This is a genomic window from Candidatus Avedoeria danica, assembly GCA_016703025.1.
Lineage (GTDB): Bacteria > Chloroflexota > Anaerolineae > Epilineales > Epilineaceae > Avedoeria > Avedoeria danica.
This window is the reverse complement of the sequence record JADJCV010000005.1, coordinates 246,184-265,479: the sequence shown is the minus strand read 5'-3', so window position 1 is coordinate 265,479 and position 19,296 is coordinate 246,184. Positions and strand designations below refer to the sequence as shown.

20 protein-coding genes are annotated in these 19,296 nt (G+C 70.5%); 10 read left to right on the top strand and 10 right to left on the bottom strand.

The window, feature by feature from the left end:
- Window positions 1-3: 3 nt before the first annotated feature.
- From IPG72_15540 to thpR, 6 genes are all read right to left on the bottom strand, one after another.
- Window positions 4-4,044: a hypothetical protein gene (locus tag IPG72_15540; GenBank protein MBK6770390.1), complete on the bottom strand. Its 4,041-nt coding sequence runs from the start codon at window positions 4,042-4,044 to the stop codon at window positions 4-6.
- 108 nt (window positions 4,045-4,152) lie between these two features.
- Window positions 4,153-4,725 carry a metalloregulator ArsR/SmtB family transcription factor gene (locus IPG72_15535; protein MBK6770389.1) on the bottom strand — a complete coding sequence of 191 codons (573 nt, stop codon included), beginning with the start codon at window positions 4,723-4,725 and terminating at the stop codon, window positions 4,153-4,155.
- Window positions 4,722-4,955 carry a hypothetical protein gene (locus IPG72_15530; GenBank protein ID MBK6770388.1) on the bottom strand — a complete coding sequence of 78 codons (234 nt, stop codon included), beginning with the start codon at window positions 4,953-4,955 and terminating at the stop codon, window positions 4,722-4,724. Before IPG72_15530 ends, IPG72_15535 begins: the two co-directional genes overlap by 4 nt.
- Window positions 4,956-5,112: 157 nt before the next feature.
- Entirely contained in the window at window positions 5,113-6,678 is a 1,566-nt protein-coding gene (locus IPG72_15525) for a YdeI/OmpD-associated family protein (protein ID MBK6770387.1), read from the bottom strand.
- 124 nt (window positions 6,679-6,802) lie between these two features.
- On the bottom strand, window positions 6,803-7,312 hold the full coding sequence (locus IPG72_15520) for a hypothetical protein (GenBank protein ID MBK6770386.1): 510 nt from the start codon (window positions 7,310-7,312) through the stop codon (window positions 6,803-6,805).
- A gap of 154 nt (window positions 7,313-7,466) precedes the next feature.
- The gene (gene thpR, locus IPG72_15515) at window positions 7,467-8,066 is read right to left on the bottom strand and encodes an RNA 2',3'-cyclic phosphodiesterase (GenBank protein ID MBK6770385.1); all 600 of its coding nucleotides are present in this window, start codon (window positions 8,064-8,066) and stop codon (window positions 7,467-7,469) included.
- A gap of 174 nt (window positions 8,067-8,240) precedes the next feature.
- On the opposite strand from thpR, the gene IPG72_15510 reads away from it, so the two are divergent.
- From IPG72_15510 to IPG72_15500, 3 genes are all read left to right on the top strand, one after another.
- Window positions 8,241-8,447 (top strand): type II toxin-antitoxin system HicB family antitoxin, encoded by a 207-nt coding sequence (locus tag IPG72_15510; GenBank protein ID MBK6770384.1) that lies wholly within the window; start codon window positions 8,241-8,243, stop codon window positions 8,445-8,447.
- Between the two features lie 154 nt (window positions 8,448-8,601).
- Entirely contained in the window at window positions 8,602-8,886 is a 285-nt protein-coding gene (locus tag IPG72_15505) for a hypothetical protein (protein MBK6770383.1), read from the top strand.
- 38 nt (window positions 8,887-8,924) lie between these two features.
- Window positions 8,925-9,422 carry a DinB family protein gene (locus tag IPG72_15500; GenBank protein MBK6770382.1) on the top strand — a complete coding sequence of 166 codons (498 nt, stop codon included), beginning with the start codon at window positions 8,925-8,927 and terminating at the stop codon, window positions 9,420-9,422.
- An 81-nt stretch (window positions 9,423-9,503) separates the two neighbouring features.
- Here IPG72_15500 and IPG72_15495 read toward each other — a convergent pair whose 3' ends face one another.
- Both IPG72_15495 and IPG72_15490 read right to left on the bottom strand, forming a co-directional pair.
- A complete protein-coding gene (locus IPG72_15495) occupies window positions 9,504-9,734 on the bottom strand; it encodes a hypothetical protein (protein ID MBK6770381.1) in 231 nt (76 codons plus the stop codon).
- A 12-nt stretch (window positions 9,735-9,746) separates the two neighbouring features.
- Window positions 9,747-9,983, bottom strand: a complete 237-nt coding sequence (locus tag IPG72_15490; GenBank protein ID MBK6770380.1) for a hypothetical protein — start codon at window positions 9,981-9,983, stop codon at window positions 9,747-9,749.
- Window positions 9,984-10,038: 55 nt separating this feature from the next.
- Between IPG72_15490 and IPG72_15485 the strand changes: the two genes are divergently transcribed.
- The 4 genes from IPG72_15485 to IPG72_15470 all read left to right on the top strand — a co-directional run bounded on the left by IPG72_15485 (window position 10,039) and on the right by IPG72_15470 (window position 15,537).
- A complete protein-coding gene (locus IPG72_15485; protein ID MBK6770379.1) occupies window positions 10,039-10,443 on the top strand; it encodes a hypothetical protein in 405 nt (134 codons plus the stop codon).
- 82 nt (window positions 10,444-10,525) lie between these two features.
- A complete protein-coding gene (locus IPG72_15480; GenBank protein MBK6770378.1) occupies window positions 10,526-13,480 on the top strand; it encodes a molybdopterin-dependent oxidoreductase in 2,955 nt (984 codons plus the stop codon).
- A 17-nt stretch (window positions 13,481-13,497) separates the two neighbouring features.
- Window positions 13,498-14,463: a c-type cytochrome gene (locus IPG72_15475; GenBank protein MBK6770377.1), complete on the top strand. Its 966-nt coding sequence runs from the start codon at window positions 13,498-13,500 to the stop codon at window positions 14,461-14,463.
- Between the two features lie 54 nt (window positions 14,464-14,517).
- Complete coding sequence (locus tag IPG72_15470) at window positions 14,518-15,537, top strand: molecular chaperone TorD family protein (GenBank protein ID MBK6770376.1); 1,020 nt, start codon at window positions 14,518-14,520, stop codon at window positions 15,535-15,537.
- Between the two features lie 9 nt (window positions 15,538-15,546).
- Here the strand turns inward: IPG72_15470 and IPG72_15465 are convergent, their stop codons facing one another.
- Window positions 15,547-16,341: a methyltransferase domain-containing protein gene (locus tag IPG72_15465; protein ID MBK6770375.1), complete on the bottom strand. Its 795-nt coding sequence runs from the start codon at window positions 16,339-16,341 to the stop codon at window positions 15,547-15,549.
- Between the two features lie 120 nt (window positions 16,342-16,461).
- Between IPG72_15465 and IPG72_15460 the strand changes: the two genes are divergently transcribed.
- Window positions 16,462-17,025: an ankyrin repeat domain-containing protein gene (locus tag IPG72_15460; protein ID MBK6770374.1), complete on the top strand. Its 564-nt coding sequence runs from the start codon at window positions 16,462-16,464 to the stop codon at window positions 17,023-17,025.
- Window positions 17,026-17,122: 97 nt separating this feature from the next.
- On the opposite strand, the gene IPG72_15455 is transcribed toward IPG72_15460, so the two are convergent.
- Complete coding sequence (locus IPG72_15455) at window positions 17,123-17,644, bottom strand: hypothetical protein (GenBank protein MBK6770373.1); 522 nt, start codon at window positions 17,642-17,644, stop codon at window positions 17,123-17,125.
- 342 nt (window positions 17,645-17,986) lie between these two features.
- On the opposite strand from IPG72_15455, the gene IPG72_15450 reads away from it, so the two are divergent.
- Both IPG72_15450 and IPG72_15445 read left to right on the top strand, forming a co-directional pair.
- Window positions 17,987-18,424, top strand: a complete 438-nt coding sequence (locus IPG72_15450; protein MBK6770372.1) for a hypothetical protein — start codon at window positions 17,987-17,989, stop codon at window positions 18,422-18,424.
- Window positions 18,421-19,269, top strand: a complete 849-nt coding sequence (locus IPG72_15445) for a DUF2071 domain-containing protein (GenBank protein ID MBK6770371.1) — start codon at window positions 18,421-18,423, stop codon at window positions 19,267-19,269. The genes IPG72_15450 and IPG72_15445 overlap by 4 nt, the downstream gene beginning before the upstream one ends.
- Window positions 19,270-19,296: the final 27 nt, after the last annotated feature.

Below are 19,296 nucleotides of genomic sequence, written 5' to 3'. Positions count from 1 at the left end.
CGATCATCGCGTCTCCGGCTCGAGCACGCTGATCCCGCCCCCCGCGAACCACACGCTACCGTCCGCAGCGACGGCGATGTCGCGCATCCCTTCGGACGCAAGGCCATCCGCTCGGCCGACCGAGGCCCATGATCCGTCGGCCCGTCGCACCCGTGCGCGGTCGTAGCCGTCGCTGAACCATAGGTCGCCGCGCGCTGTGGGGTGGACGACATCCGATGCGAACGCGAGCTGTGCGTCGTCCGCCCACGTCGTCCAGGCGCCGACCGGCGTGCGCATCGCGACGCCGCCGTACAGCGCCGCCCAGAGGTTGTCGGCCGCATCGAAGGCGAGCGCGTTGACGTGCTCGAGTTCACTCGACCCGGGGACGGTCATCGCCTCCCACCGCTCGTCCGCGGTTCGGCGGGCGAGATTGACCGGCGGGGCCGGCGGCAGGCTCTGCCACAGGCGCATCCCGACCCACGGCAGCCCATCGGGATCGATGGCGATGGCGTGGACGGCGCCGATGCGCGGCAGCCCGTCGGCCTTGGTGAAGACCGTCCACCGCCCGTCCGCGCCGAGCGTGGTGACGCCCTCCACGCCGCCGCGCCCCGGCTCCGCGTGCACCGCCAACCACGGCGTGCCGTCCGGCGCCAGCACGAGCCGACCGGTCGGGCCGTCCGGGAGGCCGTCGGCGGCGGACCAGCGGGTCCACGTTCCGTCGGCCGCGCGGCGGCTCACGGCCTTGTCGCCCGAGACCCACACCGCACCGTCGGCTCCGACCGCGACGTCCGCGACGCTTGTGCTCACCGGCGCCCCGTCATCGACGCCAACGCGCCGCCACCGGCCGTCGGTTTCACGGACCGCCAGCCCGCCGCGCATGGCCGCCCACAGCCGGCCAGCCGGATCGAACGTCATGCGGTAGACGTCGTTGCTCGGCAGCTCGTCGGGCCGTGACAGCACGGCGAAGCGGCCGTCGGGCGTGCGGCGGGCCGGACCGGCCGCCGTGGCGACCCACACCGCCCCGTCGGAGCCGATGAACACGTCGTCCGCCCCTGGCCGGGCCGAGTCGTCGACCGGTTCGAGATGCCAGCCGCCGGCCGGGTCGGGCGCCAAGAGCCCCTGGCTGGTCGCGATCCAGGCCTGGCCGGCGGCGTCGAACCGAATGCGTCGGATCACAGGATCGCCGCCCGGCAGAACCGGGGCAAGAGGGGATACGGAACCGTCAGGCTTGAGGATGTCCACGAAGCGGACGGCGCGATTGTCAGCATAGCCGTAACTGGCGATCCAAACCGCCCCGTCGGGAGCCGCAGCAACGGTCGAGATCTGGTCCGACCTCAACCCCTGGCGCTCGGTCAGTCGGCTCCAGCGGCCGTCCGCACTGCGCACGCTAAGACCGGAAGCGTAGCTTCCGAAGAAGCCGTTGCCCTTGGCATCGAAAGCCATGGATGTGATGGTGGGTGCAATCGTCCCGTCCTCGAAGTCGAACCGCTCCCGGATCCCGGTCGTCGGCAAGCGATCGGCGCCGCGGCCATGCCCGAACCAGACGCTGCCATCCGGAGCGATCTCGATGGCCAGGATGTCGTTTGAACGCGCCGCTTCGCTGCTCGGCAGCCGCTCGATCCGCCCGTCCGGCCAGCGGCGGGCCGCGCCGTGCGAGCGCGTGCCGATCCATACCGTACCGTCATCCGCCACCCGAACGGCCGAGACGGTGTGGTCGGGCAAGCCGTCCGCTACGGTGAACTTGGTGCTCCGCCCCGTGGCCAAGTCCCAGGCCACGAGGCCGCCCCACGTGGCGGCCCAAAGCGTATGCGCGTCGCCCCGCTTCATGTCGAGTGCCACCACACCGTTCGCGTCCGTCTCATGGCGCCACCGGCCGCGCACCGGCGGCAGGCCGCCGCTCCGGTCGGGCGTCGCGCTGGCGATGGCCGTCGGGGTGGGCGGCATGGCCGCGGCCGTCGGGTCGGTGGCCGGCGTGCCGGGCTGCCTGATCCGGGTGAGGCCGTTGAACGTTCCCACCCAGACGTCGTTCTCCCCGCCGGTTCCGACGGCGGCCAGCACGGACCAGACCGAACCGCCAGCCAGGCCGTCGCGCGGGTCGAAGTGCTGCCACGTGCCGTCGGGACGATGGACGGCGATGCCGCCGCGTTCCCACATCGAGCCGAACCAGGTGTTGCCCGCGGCATCTACGGCGATATCGGCCACCGATTCCAGCGGATGCGTGCCGTATGGGATGTGCGACCATGTGCCGTCCGGTGCGCGGCGGCTGATCGTGTAGCAGCCGAAGCCGTTGGGGCCGAACCAGACCGTGCCGTCGGGCCCGATGCCAATATCCCGCGTCTGGCATGCCGGGGCAGTGGGAGCCACCAGGCGGGTCACGTTGTCGGAGCGATCGATCGTGACGACGCCGGAGATCGTCGCGATCCATGCCAGCCCGTCGCGATCGACCTCGACGTCCAGGACGTTGTCGTCCGGGAGGAGGTCGAGACCGGAGAAGATCGTCCAGCCGCCGTCCGGACGCGATCGATGGAACAGGCCGTCGAACAACCCGACCCAAACGTCGCCGTCCGGTCCGATCGCGATGTCCTGGACCCACCCATCCACGATGAACCGGCCGCCCAGCGGTTCCCGCCACGCCGGGTCGCCACCGGGTCGATAGATGAATAGCCCGTGCCGCGTGCCCACCCAGACGTCGCCGCGCGCGTCCACCGCAACGGCCTCGACGAACTGCGCCTGCACGTCGCTCGGTACCGGCAGGTGTCGCCAGGCACCGTCGGCCTCCCGCAGCACCAGGCCGGACAGTGTGCCGAACCACAAGCGGCCGGTGCTGTCGGACGCCGCGTCGAAGACGACGCCGGCTTGGGCGTCCGGGATCGGCAGGCTGTCGACGGCAACGGTGCTCCACGTTCGCCAGCTGCCGTCGGCGGCGCGACGGGCGACGCCGCGGCCCGTGGCGGCCCAGAGCGTGCCGCTGCCATCGATGGCGAGGTCGAGGACCTGATCGAGCGCCGCGTCCGCGGTCGGTGCGATGGTCGACCACGTGCCGTCGGCGGAGAGGTGGGCGAGGCCGTCGGTCCGGACCTGGGTTGTCGGATGGGCGTACGCGCCGAACCAGGCACCGCCGTCGGCATCGACGGCGACGCCGTTGACCGCCGACATCGGCAGCCCGTCGTCGCGCGTCCAGACCGTCACCGTACCGTCCAGCGAGATGCGCGCCGCAGCGCCGCAAACCGTTGCGGAGCCGCAGTTCGAGTCGATCGTGCCCAGCCAGGCGGTGCCGTCCGCGGCGACGGCGATGGACGCTTCTCGGGCCGTCGAACGGTCGCTAAGACCATGATGGTGCCACGTCCCATCGGTCCATCGCTGGTCAGCGCCGTGATCCGTCGCGACCCAGATCGTGCCATCGGGGGCGAACGCGATGTCGTGGATGATCCCGTTCGGCGCCCCGGGCACGGGCGTCCACGAGGAGTCGTCGATGCGCTGCGACAGGCCGCCCCACCCGCCGGCGTACACGGTGCCGTCCGGTGCCACGCCCACCGTGCGCAGCTGGTTGAAGGCGGGGACGTCGCGGCGCGAAACGACGGTCCAAGCGCCAGCCGAATCGCGGCGGCTGACGCCGTCTTCCGCAGCAAACCACGTCGAGCCGTCCGGGCCGACGGCGACCTCCAGCTGGCCATTGGAGAGCAGCCCGTCGAGCGCTGTGAACACCGTCGGCCGCCCGCTCAGGATGTCCCACTGAACCGCGCCGCCCGAGCTGGCCTGCCACAGCGTTCGGCCGTCGGGCGTCAAGGCGATCGCGCTGGCGGGTGTCGTGCTGCTGAAGTTCGCCCAACGGCCCAGCGGCCCGTCGCGGCCGATGGCACGCTCGACGGTACCCGGGCTGACCTCCGGCGACGCGTCGGCGAGGGTCAGCGGCAAGTACGCCGTTGAATGAACTGCGGCGAGCGCCGCGTTGGCCCTTCCGCCGCGATCCCCGTTGCCGTACGGTTCGTTCCGCAGCGAGGCGCCGCCGAGTGCCAAGAGCGAGAGCCCAGCGGTTACGATCAGCCCGATGTGTGGCACATGCATGGCGGTGAAGGCCTCCTGGTGCACGGGGGTGGTGTTGAGGTCTCAGGGAGCCAACGTCGATTGCGCCCTTGAAACTAGATCGTCGAGCGGCCGCTCGCGCGGCGAGCCTCACGGCACCCGACGATACACCCCGCCAGCGCGCACAAGCAACCGCTCCGCCACGAGCTCGCGCCGCAGCGTGGCCACGTCGTCGTGCGCATCGACGAGGACCCGGTTCACCTCGGCCTCGGGGTAGTCGCGGTCCGGCTCGAAATCCTCGACCAGGCGGTCGAGCACGACGCGGCGCTTCTTGCGCTGGGCCGGGATGTGCGTCAACCGGCCGCGGACGAAGAACGTGTCCAGCACGCGCTGGCGCCACGCGTCCTGCGTGGCGCCAGCGCCGAATCCGGGCTGCGACAACCGCACGAGCTCGCCGAGCCGCCGGTCCATCGCCTCGCCGACGAGGCTGTACACCCGGTAATACTGGTCGCGCCGCGACGTGAGCAGCCCGGCCTTCACGAGCAGGCCGATGTGGTGGGACACCGTTCCTGGGCTCAGGGCGACGATGTCGGCCAGCTCCTCGGTGTGCCGCGGCGCCGCGGCGATGAGGTTGACGAGCAGCAGCCGCGTCGGGTGCCCGAGCGCCTTGAACAGCTCGGCGCGCGTCTCCAGTTCCCGTTCGGCGGTCCCCGTGGCGCTCATCCGTCCACGACCAACCCGCGCTGCCCGGTCGCCTCGCGGTAGCTGCCGGCGAACATCTTGCGGGCCGCGCGCATCACCTCGATCTTGATGTGCTCGCGGACGGCGGCCTGTTCGTCGTGCATGGAGCGGGCCAGCGTCAGCTTGTGTTCGGCCTCGCGGGCAAAGCATGCGCTCAGCTCGTCGAACCGCGCGGCGAGGTGCTTCAGCGCTTCTGTCTCCACGTTGTCCATCTCAGCGTTGTCCGTCTCAGTGTTGTCCATCGTCGGGCTCGTCTTTCGTTGGTTTGCAGAATCGAATCGACTGGATCCGATTCTATATCCATCGAATCACACAATGCAAACCAGCGACGAGGATCGCCCTGAGTCGACGCTTCTCCCGGGCGGATTCCTACGGGTGCAGCTTCTCGCCCCGCTCCAGCATCGCCACGAACTGCTCGATCCGCCGTGCCCGCGTCTCGGCCTTCTTGGCCGTTTGGATGCGCGACAGGATCGCGTAGCGGTTCGCGCTGTTCAACGTGCCGAAGAACGCCGTGGCCGCCGGGTTCGCGTCGAGCGCGGCCTGCAGGTCCTCCGGCACGGTGGCGGTCCGCGGCGAGTCGTACGCCGCGTCCCAGCGCCCGTCCGCCTTCGCGGCATCGACGCTCGCGAGGCCGGACGGTTGCATCCGGCCGGCGGAGATGAGCGCGGCCACCCGTTCGCGGTTGATCTTCGACCAGATGCTCTTCGGCCGGCGCGGCGTGAACTTCTGCAGCCACGTCTCGTCGTCGTACTTCTTCGCCTGGCCATCGATCCAGCCATAACACAGGGCGACCTCGACCGCCTCGGCGTAGGTGGGCGACGGGATGCCGGACGCGGCCTTTGCGAGGCGCAGCCAGACGCCGGGCGACACGGCGTGGTGCTCGGCAAGCCACTCCGTCCAGGCGTCGGCGTGGGCGAAGGCGACTATGGGGCGGTCGATGGCCCGACCAGCTGGCGCCAGAACACCGTCCAGGCCGTCGATCGCCAGGCGGCGTATATGGCGACCGGGATGAGCAGCAAGAGCAGCCCGGGAAGCGCGAAGGCGATGCCGAGGCCGACGCTCTCGGCGGCGATCCCCGCGATCACCGCCGGGACCAGCACAACACCGGCGATGACGGCGATCACGAAGCCGAACAAGAGGGTGCACAACAACTGGACGAGCCACATCAGGAAGACGTCGAGGAAGCGGTCCCGCAGGTTGCGCCACGCGGTGCCGACGGCGTCGAACACGGGTTGGTCGGCCAGGATCGCGTGACGCAGCGCGAGCTCGAGGAGGAGGTTGGCGGCGAAGATGGCGATGAACAGGAAGGGAGAGAACAGCAGCATCAGTCCGATGAAAGCGACGGCCCCGGTGCCGGCAATCCCCTGGCGTTCCGCGTTCCACGCCGCCATCGCGCCGATCCCCACCGCCCCGAGGACCATCGCCCCGGCGATGATGATCGCGAGAATCGGCAGGAAGATGGCCAGGTGTGTGCCGAACGTACGCCACCAGTACCGGAAGCCGACCCGCCACCCGTCGCCGGCGGCCACCGCCTCGCCGCTGTCGGCGCGCGCGGACAGGTGCACGAGCCCGCCCTTGGCGGCGATGCCGAGGACGAGCAGGACGAGCCCGAGGATGAGGGCGATGCCGACGACGAGGGCGATCATGCCGGCGTTGTCCAGCAGCCACTGCATCGCCAGCGGGCCGAAGCCGCCGTCCCGCCAGGGCATCCTGTCGCCCATCCCTTCGGGCATTCCCGGAATCCGGCCACGGCCGCCCGCCGACCCGGCACGGCGGCTGATTCCGTTGCCGATGTCGCCGAACTTGATCCCACCGCCCGTGCCTGCCAGCAGGCCGAACAGCCACAGGATCTTGTACCGCCAGGTGAGGGTCCAAGCGCGCTTGAGGATCTCTACGTACGGCATGGCGGCGGCGTCTCCATATGTGGATCGGCATGTGAGGGTCGGATCGGTCGGATCGGTCGGATCGGCGGACGCGCTGTATACGCGGGGATGTGCACTGCCGTCGCGACATCGCCCGTCACGGGGACAGACGGTGTGGGGCGGGCGATGTCAACGCGCTAGAGGTATCGCGCGACCGCCATGCAGACCACCGCCACCGCGAGCAACCATGCCGCGGCCCGCGCGATCTTGCCCATGCGGGCCTGCAATGCGGGCAGCTCCGCCTGCTGCTCGGCCGTCGCCGTCCCGCCGGCCGCCTCGACCGCAGTGGCGATCGCGGCAAGGCGCTTCATCGTCGGCCGCTGGAAGACGAAGCCCAACGTGAGCGCGACGATCGCGGCGAGCCCGCCGATGGACAGCGTGATGCCCGTCGGGCTGCCGAACCACTCGCTGTTGCCGCCGGCGACGAGCCACATCAGCCACACGCCCGAGAGCACGGTGAGCGACCCCGAGCCGAGCGCCGCCTGCAGGAACCCCGAGCGGGCGAAGCGCTGCATGAACGGGGCGCTGCCCGGCCCGGCGGCGCGGGCGGCGGGGAGCATGAAGCTGACGATGAAGAAGATAGAGCCGGCCCAGAAGATGCCGAACAGGATGTGGATCAGGCGCAGGACGATGATCAGCCAGTTCATGGACGGTTCCCCTCGGTGGTTCGCCGGATGCGCCGAATGACGGCCGGCCGGTGTGGCGATTGGCACAGCGGTGACGTCGCTGGCGGTGCGCGCGGGAGTATAGCCACGGACGGTGGAACCGGGCCATCCCGGCAGCCGTGATCGGCCCGCGACGCTAGACCGGACGCTCGGCCGCCGGCAACGCCACCCGATGCCGGACGGCATAGCGCGCCGGCCCGCCGCCGAGCTCGCTCTCGTAGAGCACGACCTCGGTCACCGTCGTCGCAATCCTCGCCGCGGCCGCCGCATCGACGAGCCGCCGCACATCGCCAGGTGTGCCCGGACGCAGGCGCGAGAGCGTGAGATGAGCCGCGAAGCGGCCGTCCGATCCGAGGCCCGCCGACTCAGCTGCACCGTCCGCGAGGGATGCCAGCCGGGCGAGCGCCACTGCGCCCTCGTCGACGCCGAGCCACAGGACGCGCGCCCGTGCCGCCGTCGGAAACGCGCCGAGGCGGCCGAACGTCATCGCGAACGCGGCTGGCCACGCCGCATCGTCCAAGGCGCGCACGAGCGCCGCTTCGCCGCGCGCGTCCACATCGCCGAGGAACCGCAGCGTCACGTGCCAGTTGGCGGGCGGCACGGGGCGGCCGGGTAGCGGGCCGAGGCGGGCGAGGTGGCGTTCGATCGCCTGGCGCGTCGGGGCGTCGAGCGGCACGGCGACGAAGAGGCGGCGGGGTGGCTCGGTCACGGCGCGGGGGGCGGGGGGATTCGGCATGTGGAATCGCGCAAAGTCGGCATGTGTACTTGGTCACGTACACATGGGTGCTGGAATCGCACCCCTGCCTGCCGTGATGGACGGTCAGGCCGGCCGGTCTATTATGTGCGTGGTCATCGCTCGCGCAACGCGATCGCGCCAACGTCCGGGCAGCCGGCCCACAGGAGCACATCCATGGAACTGACCGCCGTGCTCACGCCCGCCGAAGAGGGCGGCTTCGTCGCGCTCAACCCCGAGACCGGGACCACGACGCAGGGGGAGACGATCGAGGAGGCGGTTGCCAACCTGCGTGAGGCAACGCTGCTATTCCTGTCGGAGTTTCCACTGCGCAGGGTTGGCCACCCCGTAGTCACGACGTTCACCGTTCCGGCCAATGCCTAGACTGCCCCGCGTCTCCGGAGCGGAGGCGGTGCGGGCGCTCGAACGGCCACGCTCGCCGGCGTATTGCGCCAAGCTGAGGTAACCGCGGAGGACTTCGTCGCCGCGATGCGTTGAGGTCGACTGGCACCCGTTCGTGAAAGTCAGGAGTCGTCCGATGCTCACCGTCCAGATCGAACACCCCGTCCCCGACTACGACGGCTGGAAAGCCGCCTTCGATCGCGACCCCGCCGGCCGCGAGGTGTCGGGCGTGCGGCGCTATCGCGTCTACCGTCCCGTCGACGACCCGCGCTACGTGATCATCGAGCTCGACTTCGACACGCAGCCGATGGCCGAAGCGTTCGTGGCCAAGATGCGCGGCATCTGGCAGCAGGTCGAGGGGACGGTGATGACGGGGCCGCGGGTGCGGATCGTGGAATGCGTGGAGGAGCGTGGCTATTGAGCCGCTGACGAAACCGAGTCGCAACCAGGAGCACCACGATGGGCGAGCACGTTCTCGTGCAGCTGTTCGAGCACAACAACTGGGCCAACCGCCGGATCGTCGAGGCCTGCGCCGCGCTGACGGACGCGCAGCTCGACGCCGAGCCGCAGACCGCCACGAAGGGGAGCATCCGCGAGACGTTGACCCATCTCGTGTTTGCCCAGCGGGGCTACCATGCGCTGCTCACCCTTCCCGTCGAGGCGCGGCCCGTCGACCCGCTGCCGTTCGACGCGCTGTCGGCGTCATTGGCGCACTCCGGCGGTGGCCTCGTGGCCCTGGCGCGCGACGAGCGGAACGCGGACTGGCCCGAGCGCATCCGGACGCGGGACGGCCATCTCGTGGAGCCGTGGGTCGTCATGGTGCAGGTCATCAACCACGCGACGGAGCACCGCGAGCAGATCAAGAGCATGCTCACTGCACTGGGCGTGGCCCCGCCGGACGTGGACGGCTGGAGCCACGGTGTCGCCACGGGGGCGCTCGTCCTGATCGCATCGTGAGGCCGGGCTTTGAAACGACATATCAGGTAGCTATCGGCACGCGACGCCTCGCGATCTCGATGAGGCACCGCAATGCACCGATCAAGCCGCCGAGATCAGCGCCCGCTCCAACTCGGCCGGCAGGACGATCGGATAGAAGCGGTCGGCCGCAAAGGCGTAGTCCTCCCCGCTCTCGTCGACGACCCGCATCAGGCCCGCCGCCGCCGCACTTGCATCCGCGATGACGCGGTAGATCTTTCCGACCTCGAGCGAAGCCGGGTAACCGGAGCTGTTGATGCACACGGCGAATGATTGTGTTTCGTGTTCGACCATCAGTCGCTTCCTCTAGTCCAGAAACGGCAGCTTGAGCTTGTGCTCTCGCTGGCCGATCCCGGCAGCCTCGTACCAGTGAACTTCCGCCAAGCGATAGGTGCCGTCACGGAGGCGGACCGTCGCGCTGCCCTTCATCTTACGCCAGCGGCCGACTCCGTGCGACCGTGCCAAGCGCCGGAGCTCCCTGATCGACCGACCGGAAGCGATGACTTCTACGTCTACGATGTCGCCGACGATCTGAAAGTCCATGCCCGCGAATTATAGCTGGCTGGCGCGCTCCGCGCCGCCGGCATAGACTGGCGCGATGACCGTCGGCTCTCCTCTTCCCCACCGCCGCGCCGCGCTGATCTACGCCGTCAGCGTCATCGCCAGCTACGGCGCCCTCGCCGCATTCTTCGGCGTGGCGAAGCTCATGCAAGTGCCGTTGTTGGCTCCGGCCGCGATCGTCATCTGGTGGGTCTTGTTGGCTGGCCCCGGCATGCTTCTGGCGGCGCTCGCACTCGGTGCTGGGCATGCTGCGGCGGGCTCATTCTTCTGGCTCATGGTCGGATGTTCCGTCCCGATCACGCTCCTGCCTGTCTACTTCATCGCGCGCCCAAGCACCAGGTATACACGTGGTCAAGCGGTGACGTGCCAAGCAGTCTGGACTGCCCTGGGCTGGATCGGGTACTTGCTCCTCTATCTCAAGGACCCTTGGAGCCCTCCCTAGCGCATCGAGCCAAACCCGCGCATCATCCTCTCATCCGTCCCGTCCTGATCCCATCCCGCCGCGCCGCCCATAAGGACTCGCGATGCCGCCCCAATCCGACCCGGCGACCGCCGCCGGCGTCGCCTCGCCCACCCCGCCCCTCCGCCCCTACCCCCCCACCGACCGCTGGGACGACTGGACCGAGCACGACCCCCGCGCCTGGCCGCGCCGCGTCCAGCGGAACTACATGCTCATCCCGACGGTCTGCTTCAACTGCGAGAGCGCGTGCGGCCTGCTGGCGTACGTCGACCGCGAGACGCTCGACGTCCAGAAGTTCGAGGGGAACCCGGCGCACCCCGGCAGCCGCGGCCGGAACTGCGCCAAGGGGCCGGCGACGCACAACCAGGTGCACGATCCCGAGCGGATCCTCTACCCGCTGAAGCGCGCCGGGAAGCGCGGCGAGGGGAAGTGGGTGCGGACGACGTGGGACGAGGCGCTGGCCGACATCGGCTCTCGGATCCGCAAGGCGTTCGTCGAGGAGCGGCACGACGAGGTGATGTACCACGTCGGGCGGCCGGGGCACGACGGGTTGATGGAGTACGTGCTCTGGGGCTGGGGGATCGACGGGCACAACAGCCATACGAACGTCTGCTCGGCGTCCGCGCGCGCCGGGTACGCGTATTGGACGGGGCTCGATCGGCCGTCGCCGGACCACGCGAACGCGCGCGTCATCCTGCTGATCAGCGCCCATCTCGAAACCGGCCACTACTTCAACCCGCACGCCCAGCGGATCATCGAGGGCAAGCTCAACGGCGCCAAGCTGATCGTCATGGACACGCGCCTGTCCAACACCGCCAGCCGCGCCGACCACTGGCTCTCGCCGTGGCCGGGCAGCGAGGCGGCGATCCTGCTCGCCATCGCCCGCCACATCGTCGCCACGGGCAAGCACGACCGCGACTTCGTGCGCACGTGGGTGAACTGGGAGGCCTGGCTGGCGCATGATCATCCGGGGGACGAGCGCACGTTCGAGCAGTTCGAGCGGCGGTTCCTTGAGCTGTACGCGCCGTACACGTTCGAGTTCGCGGCCGCGGAGAGCGGCGTCGACGCGGCGCTCATCGCGCAGGTCGCCGACATCGTCGCCGACGCGGGCTCGCGCCTGGCGGCGCACACGTGGCGCAGCGCGACGGCGGGCAACCTCGGCGGCTGGCAGGTGGCGCGGTGTTTGTTCCTGCTGAACGTCCTGACGGGCTCCGTCGGCACGTCGGGCGGGACGTCGATGAACGCCTGGGACAAGTGGGTGCCGCGGCCGCCGCAGCTGGCGCCCAACCCGCCGCGCTGGAACGAGCTGTCGTGGCCGCGGGAGTACCCGTTGACGTTCTTCGAGTTGTCGTTCCTGCTGCCCCACTTCCTGAAGGAAGGACGGGCCAAGCTCGATACGTACTTCACCCGCGTCTACAACCCGGTCTGGACGAACCCGGACGGTGCGACGTGGATCGAGGCGCTGACCGACGAGTCCAAGGTCGGCCTCCACGTCTGCCTCACCCCGACGTGGAGCGAAACCGCCCACTTCGCCGACTACGTCCTGCCGATGGGCCACTCCAGCGAGCGCCACGACGTGATGAGCCAGGAGACGCACGCCGGCTGCTGGATCGCGTTCCGCCAGCCCGTGCGCCGTGTCGCGCTCGAGAAGATGGGGCGGCCGGTCGAGTTCACATGGCAGGCGAACCCGGGCGAGGTCTGGGAGGAGACGGAGTTCTTCATCGCCTTGTCCTGGCAGATCGACCCGGACGGCTCGCTCGGCATCCGGAAGCACTTCGAGTCGCCGCACCGGCCGGGCGAGCGGATGACCGTCGACGACTACTACGGCTGGCTGTTCGAAAACAACGTCCCCGGCCTGCCGGAGGCCGCCGCCGCCGAAAGCCTCACCCCGCTCGCCTACATGCGCAAGTACGGCGCCTTCGAGCTCCGCCGCGGCCCCGGCGCCCCGTACGACCAGCCGGTGGCCGCCGACCTCCTCGCCGGTGCCCGCGTGGATGCCGACGGCGTCGTCTGGTCGCCCGCACCGGCGGCGCACGGCGCGAACATCACGCCGCACCCGGCGTTTCCGGCGGGCGCGGACGGGATGCGAATCGTGGGGCGGGTGATGGATGCGTCCGCCACCGTCCGTCGCGGCTTCGATACCCCTTCCCGCCGCCTCGAGTTCTTCTCGCCCACCTTGGCCGAATGGGGCTGGCCGGAGTGGGCGCTTCCGGGCTACACGCCCAGCCACGTCCATCCCAGCCGCGTCGACCGCGCCAAGGGCGAGGTCGTCCTCATCAGCACGTTCCGGCTGCCGACGCTCATCCATACGCGCACCGGCAACAGCAAGTGGCTCTATGAGATCAGCCACAACAACCCGCTCTGGCTGCACCCGAGCGACGCCGCACGGCTGGGCTTGCAGACCGGCGACCTCGTGCGGATCACGACCGAGATCGGCCACTTCATCGACCGCCTCTGGGTGACCGAAGGCATCCGCCCCGGCGTCGCCGCGTGCTCGCACCACCTCGGGCGGTGGCGGCTGACGGAGGACGGCGGCGGGCACTTCAGCACGGCGCTCGTCGACTTCACGCGGGGGGGCGTGCCGGTCGTCGACGGCCCGTCGGAGTCGGCAGCGTCGTCATCCTCGTCGACCGACGGCGACGGGCAAGCATGGTCGATGCGGCGGATCAAGGGCGCCGGCCCGTTCGAGAGCGCCGATCCGGATTCGTCGCGCGTGTGGTGGAAGGACGTCGGCGTCCACCAGAACCTGACGTTCCCGGTCCACCCGGACCCGGTGACCGGCATGCATTGCTGGCACCAGAAGGTGACGATCGGGCCGGCCCGGCCCGACGATCGACTCGGCGACGTCCATGTGGACACGGCGCGGTCGATGGCGGTCTACCGCGAGTGGCTCGCCATGACCCGCGGCGCGGACGACGTTTCGCCCGACGGGACGCGGCGGCCGTACTGGTTGCTGCGGGCGTACCGACCGCAGCGCGATGCGTACCGGTTGTCGAAGCGCGAGGATCCGAACGCGTAGCGAGGAGCAGGCGCAGGATGAACATGAGCGTGGTATGGCTGGTGGTGGCTGCGGCGGCGCTGGCCGGCGTCGCCTTCTGGGCTGCGCGGCGGGCGTGGAAGGTCGAGAACCCGTGGGGGCGGTGGATCGGCGCAATCGTCGGCTGGCTCGTGGCCGTCGCGGCGGCGTTGGCGGCGGTCGTCCTGATGGCGGGGCTCTATCGGCTGCGCAGTCAGGATGACCATCCGATCTCCGACATCGAGGTCGAGGCCTCGGCCGAGGCGATCGCGCGCGGCGCGCTCCTGGCCGAGGCGTGTGCGGGCTGCCACTCCAGCACCGGGGATCCCCCGCTGGACGGGGGCGAGGACAACTTCCTCGAGGGCCTCGGCGATCTCTACCCGCCGAACCTCACGCCCGGCGGTCCGCTCGCCGATCGCTCGGACGGCCGGATCGCGCGCGCGATCCGCGAGGGTGTCGGCATCGACGGCCGGCCGCTGATCATCATGCCGTCGGCCTTCTTCCACAGCATGAGCGATGAGGATACGGCTGCGATCATCGCCTACCTCCGCACCGAGCCCGAGATCGACGAGGACGTGCCCGAGCGCGTCATCGGGCCGATGGGCACGCTGCTCATCGGCGCCGGGATGTTCCCGCTGGCGGTCCAGGAGCCGATCGAGGACGAGATCGATCCGCCGGACACCGACTCGCCGAAGAAGTGGGGCAAGTACCTGACGACGATCATGGCCTGCGCCGAATGCCACGGCGAGGACCTGCAAGGCCGGGACGGCGGCAACGGCCCAAGCGGGCCCGACCTGACGGTCTATGCCGAGGAGTGGACGGCCAAGGAGTGGCGCGACACGATCCGCACCGGCGTCGACCCGACCGACAACGAGATCGACCCCGACGAGATGCCGTGGGAGGACTACTCGGCCGCACTGAGCGACGACGAGCTCGATGCAATCCAGGCGTATATCGCCAGCCTGCCGACACCGGATGAGGACTGACGTCCCGGCATCGGAGAGCACGGACGTTCCGATCGAGCGAATTCAACCCCGCCGTTGAGCACGCGCGTCTCCGAAACGGACCTCGACCTCCTCGCCCGCCTCTGGCTCGCCGAGCCCGACGCCGACCTCATCGCCGCCCTCCGCCGCACGCCGGGCCTGGCCGAGCACGTCCCTTCGTGCGGCGACGGCGACGACGTCGTGCGCCTCGACCTCGCCGTCGCATGGCTCGACCTCGTCAGCCGCCACGTAGCGCCGCACGAGAGCGTCTTCGTCGACCCGACGGCGATGCTCGACGCGCCGTCGACCGCCCGCTGGCGGGCGACGCTCGCCCGTGCCGGCTGGTCGCCGCCGTCGGGTCTGCGGGTGCCGGCCGATGACCATCTGGGGGTGCAACTCCTGGCCCTCTCCGGCCTTGGCGATCGCGGCACGGCGGTCCTCACCGACCACCTTCTCGTCTGGCTGCCCCTCTTCGCCGACGCCATCGCCCACGCCGACGTCCACCCGCTCTATGCCGCCGCGGCGCGGGCGACGGTTGACGTCGTGCTGGCCCGTGGCGATCAGTTGCCGCCGACGGCCCTCTCGTCCACAGCGAACGACATCGTGCCGGCGTTGCCGCCGCGACCGCGATACCGCGCCAACGAGACCGGCGACGGCGTGCCGTCATGGCCATCGGATGATGATGTCGGTGGGGCTCCACTCGACGACCCGAGCCCGACCACCGGCGATGCACGCTTGCGGGACATCCTCGACGCGCTCCTCTACCCGCGGGACGCCGGGCTCTTCCTCAGCCGAACCGACATCGCGCGGTGCGCCGCCGCACTCGACCTGCCCGTCGGGCTGGGCGACCGGCGGTGGATGCTGCGCGGCCTGTTCGAGGCCGCGGGCCGCCACGATGCCGTCGCACGGCTGCTCGATACGCTCGACGTGCGCTGGGCGACCGCGTCGGCAGCGTACGGACGGTGGGCGTCGGAGCATCCGTGTTGGCGTGTGTACGGGGCGGCCTGGCAGTCGCGGCTCACGGCGACGCGGACGGCGATGGCCGTGTGGCGTCAAGCCGCCGAATCCCCCATGTAGGGGCTGCCCCTACACGGAACGGGCCACGATGAACAACCGCCGGAATGGAAACACCGTAAACCCATCCCCCCGCCGAGGATAGGCCTCGCGCAAACGCCGCGCGTACGCGCCCAAGAACGTCGCCCGCTCGTCGTCGCGAAGGCCGCTCAGGACCGGCCTGAGCCCAGTACCCTTCACCCACTCGACGACCGGGTCCTCTCCCTCGAGCACGTGGAGGTAGGTCGTTTCCCAGATGTCGATGTCGGTGGCGACGGGGGCCAGGATGTCGAAGTACCGCTCCGGCTCGGCCACCCACGGCACGTCGAGCGACGCCCGCAGCTCCGGCGCACCGAGCGGACCGCCGCCCGGACCGCCGTCGGCCAGCGTCTCGCGCATGAGCCGATGCGACGGGGCCGCCCAGTTCAGCGGCATCTGGATCGCCAGCCAGCCGCCCGGCGCCACGAAGCCCATCAGCCGCGGCACGAGGACATCGTGACCCGTCAGCCACTGCAGCGTGGCATTGCTGAAGAGCACGTCGACCGGGGCTTCCGGCCGCCAGTCGTACGCATCCGCCTCGACCCACCGGATGGGAGATGGCTCGGCCGCGGCCGCAGCCAGCATCTGCGGCGAATGGTCGACGCCGACGATCTCGGCCGCCGGCCAGCGCTCGGCGAGCAGCCGCGTGATGTTGCCCGCGCCGCAACCGAGGTCGACGACGACGCGGGGGTTCGGGTGGCGGATGCGCGCCAGCAGTTCGACCGCCGGGCGCGTCCGCTCGTCTCCGAAGCGCATGTACTGCGTCGGATCCCAGCGCGTGCCGGCCATCCGGCTGCGGTCGGGTGAACCGGACATCGGCTGACTCCGTTGGGTGATCTTCGCGGCATCGACGTAGAGTATCGTCGAAGTCGATCCGACATGCCCGCCGAGCTGCCGAGGAGCGTTTCGATGCCCGAACCCATATCGCCCGACCTCGTTCGCGCGTTCGTCATCGCCGGCCACAGCGATCTGAACGCGGTCCGTTCCATGCTCGTCGAGCACCCTGAGCTGCTCGACATGGGCCACGAGTGGCGGCCGGGCGATGTCGAGACCGCCGTCATGGCCGCCGCCCACGTCGGCAACGCAGCGATCGCCGAGTTCCTGGTCGAGGCCGGCGCGCCGCTGTCCATATGCACCGCGGCAATGCTCGGGCGGACGACGGACATCGAGCGGCTGCTGGCCGATGACCGGGCGCGCATCGCCGAGCGCGGCGCGCACGCCATCCCCCTCCTGGCCCATGCCGCCCTGTCGGGAGACGCCGACGTCGTCGCCCTCCTCCACGGACGCGGCGCGCGCGAGGGTGTCTCGTTCGCGCTGCACAATGCGGCACGCGGCGGGAACGCGCCGATCGTCCGCTACCTGATGGCCAACGACACGCCCGACTTGGCGTGGCAGGACTTCCAGGGGAAGACGGCGCGCGAGGTGGCGGAGGCGGGTGGGCACGACGAGGTGGTCGCGCTGTTGGGAACGTGATCGCGCATCGCGCAGATTGCGGAGAGATGCACGCCGGCCGACGCGTCCGTCGGCCGGCGTGCCAGTTGTCGCGACTGCTTCGGACCGTGTTCGGGGTCTACTGCATGTCCGTCGGCAGGCTCAGCGTGAAGTGCAGCGTGCTTTCCGCGGCATAGTTGAACACCTGGATGGAATAGTTCGGGTTCGTCTCACCGCACGGGACGTGGAACGTCACCTCTTCGATCCAGGCGTTGTCGGCCCGGCGGACGCTCTGCAGGTAATACTGCTGCGACGACCCCTCCCAGACCCGCTCGCCGTACGGGCTGTCCGTCAGCAGCGCGTCGCCGCCGTTGTTCCAGACCTGGAAGCCGATGGCCTCCTCGACGGGCATGCCGTTGGGCCGCATGTCGTAGTTCAGGCGCACCGTGTACGTCTTGCAGGCCTGCAGTACCGGCGAGTACGACGCATGCGCGCCGCCGTTCATGTTCGCGAGCACGGCGTGGTCGGCCAGAACGGCTGTCTGGGCGCCGCCGGCGGGGGATGCGGCGAAGGCGGCCTGCGGGGCGGCGAGGACGGTGGCGGCGAGGGCGAGGGCGAGGGCGGCGACGATCGTGCGGATCGTGCGGAGGGGGGAGGTCATCTGCGGTCTCCTTGGGGGGGGAGTTGGGGGGACCCATCGCTCGGATGGGCCGTGACCGGCGCCGGGCCGGCAAAAGAGCAAGACGCGCATCGCACGGCCGTGGTGACTGACGGGATACTGACGGGACGCGGACGGTTGATGGGTGTCCGACACCTGGACGCCATCGCGGGTCGTTCGCCTACAATTCCGAACATCGATCGAATGGGCCGAGGATCGCATGACCATTCCGCCCGCCGTCGCGGCGAACGGCAAACCGGGACGCGGCGGCGGGTGATGCGGCTTGTGATCGACGGCGGCGCCCCGTCGGATGACTCGATCTGTCGCCTGGGAGGGCTGACGGCCATGATGATGGACGCCGCGCTGTTGACCGCCCTCCGCCTTGCCGGCATCTTCGCCGTCGGCCTCGGCGCGCTCCACTTCTTCTTCCCGCGGCTCCTCGACTTCCGCGCCGCCATCCCCGCCGACGGCCCGCCGCTCCGCCCGCTGCGCCTGCCCGGCACCCGCCTCGCCTACGCCACGACGCGCGGCGATGTCCACGGCATCGCCTGGGTGATGAACCACTGCGTGAGCTACACGATCCTGTCCATCGGCGTCGCCGACGTCCTCGCCGCGCGCTGGATCACGACGCCGCACGGGCGACTCCTTGCCGCCTGGATCGCCGGCTTCTATGCCGTGCGCGCGACCAGTCAGCGCTACCTCGGTCGCCGTCGTGGCGATTGGCTCGTCATGGCCGCGTTCGCGGCGCTCGGCGCGCTGCATCTCGTCACGGCATTCCGATGACCGGGCGCGACTTCGATCGCGGGGCCAGGCCGCCCGCCGAGGTCGGCGACAGCGGCGACATCGGCGGCGCCGCCACGGCCAGCGCCCGTGGCCACCGCCCGTGGCCCGTACCAGCGCGTCCCTGGGCGATGGCGATGACGTGGCACGACCTTCTCTTCCTCCACTGGCCGGTCCCTCCCGCGGCGCTCGAAGGGTTCATCCCACCGCCCCTGCGGCTCGACACGTTCGACGGCCGGGCGTGGCTGGGCGTCGTCCCGTTCCGGATGTCCGGCATCCGGCTGCGCGGCCTGCCCCCCATCCCCGGCACCGCCGCCTTCCCCGAGATCAACGTCCGCACCTACGCCGTCGCCCCCGACGGCCGGACGGGCGTTTGGTTCTTCAGCCTGGACGCGACGAGCCCGCTGGCCGTTCGCGCCGCCCGGGCCTGGTTCGGCCTGCCGTACTTCGACGCGCGGATCGAGGCCGACTCCATCGACGGGGATGCCGTTCGCTATGCCGGCACCCGCACCCACCGCGGCGCCCCGCCCGCGACGTTCGCGGGCCGCTACGGTCCGACCGGCCCGGTCGCCCTCGCAGCGCACGGCACGCTCGAGCACTGGCTGACCGAGCGCTACGCCCTGTTCAGCGTCGACCGCCGCGGCCGGGTCGGCTGCGGGGAGATCGACCACGTGCCGTGGCCGCTGCAGCCGGCCGCCGCCGACGTTGCGCTGAACACGATGGCCGAGCCCATCGGCATTGCGCTGCCCGAGCCCGCGCCGCTGGCCCACTTCGCGCGGCGCCTCGATGTCGTCGCGTGGACGGTGCGGTCGGTCGAGCACGGTCCGGCAGCCCCGGCGCGGTCATAAGCTCGCGATCCGTGTGCCTCCGTCGGA

Coding starts and splice junctions, on each gene's coding strand:
- IPG72_15525 (MBK6770387.1), bottom strand. CDS start 6,678: ATGCCGATCCACATATGGAGACGCCGCCGCCATGCCGTACGTAGAGAT.
- IPG72_15495 (MBK6770381.1), bottom strand. CDS start 9,734: ATGGTCGAACACGAAACACAATCATTCGCCGTGTGCATCAACAGCTCC.
- IPG72_15540 (MBK6770390.1), bottom strand. CDS start 4,044: ATGCATGTGCCACACATCGGGCTGATCGTAACCGCTGGGCTCTCGCTC.
- IPG72_15460 (MBK6770374.1), top strand. CDS start 16,462: ATGCCCGAACCCATATCGCCCGACCTCGTTCGCGCGTTCGTCATCGCC.
- IPG72_15535 (MBK6770389.1), bottom strand. CDS start 4,725: ATGAGCGCCACGGGGACCGCCGAACGGGAACTGGAGACGCGCGCCGAG.
- IPG72_15530 (MBK6770388.1), bottom strand. CDS start 4,955: ATGGACAACGTGGAGACAGAAGCGCTGAAGCACCTCGCCGCGCGGTTC.
- IPG72_15455 (MBK6770373.1), bottom strand. CDS start 17,644: ATGACCTCCCCCCTCCGCACGATCCGCACGATCGTCGCCGCCCTCGCC.
- IPG72_15520 (MBK6770386.1), bottom strand. CDS start 7,312: ATGAACTGGCTGATCATCGTCCTGCGCCTGATCCACATCCTGTTCGGC.
- thpR (MBK6770385.1), bottom strand. CDS start 8,066: ATGCCGAATCCCCCCGCCCCCCGCGCCGTGACCGAGCCACCCCGCCGC.
- IPG72_15445 (MBK6770371.1), top strand. CDS start 18,421: ATGACCGGGCGCGACTTCGATCGCGGGGCCAGGCCGCCCGCCGAGGTC.
- IPG72_15475 (MBK6770377.1), top strand. CDS start 13,498: ATGAACATGAGCGTGGTATGGCTGGTGGTGGCTGCGGCGGCGCTGGCC.
- IPG72_15485 (MBK6770379.1), top strand. CDS start 10,039: ATGACCGTCGGCTCTCCTCTTCCCCACCGCCGCGCCGCGCTGATCTAC.
- IPG72_15490 (MBK6770380.1), bottom strand. CDS start 9,983: ATGGACTTTCAGATCGTCGGCGACATCGTAGACGTAGAAGTCATCGCT.
- IPG72_15465 (MBK6770375.1), bottom strand. CDS start 16,341: ATGGCCGGCACGCGCTGGGATCCGACGCAGTACATGCGCTTCGGAGAC.
- IPG72_15480 (MBK6770378.1), top strand. CDS start 10,526: ATGCCGCCCCAATCCGACCCGGCGACCGCCGCCGGCGTCGCCTCGCCC.
- IPG72_15500 (MBK6770382.1), top strand. CDS start 8,925: ATGGGCGAGCACGTTCTCGTGCAGCTGTTCGAGCACAACAACTGGGCC.
- IPG72_15505 (MBK6770383.1), top strand. CDS start 8,602: ATGCTCACCGTCCAGATCGAACACCCCGTCCCCGACTACGACGGCTGG.
- IPG72_15450 (MBK6770372.1), top strand. CDS start 17,987: ATGATGATGGACGCCGCGCTGTTGACCGCCCTCCGCCTTGCCGGCATC.
- IPG72_15510 (MBK6770384.1), top strand. CDS start 8,241: ATGGAACTGACCGCCGTGCTCACGCCCGCCGAAGAGGGCGGCTTCGTC.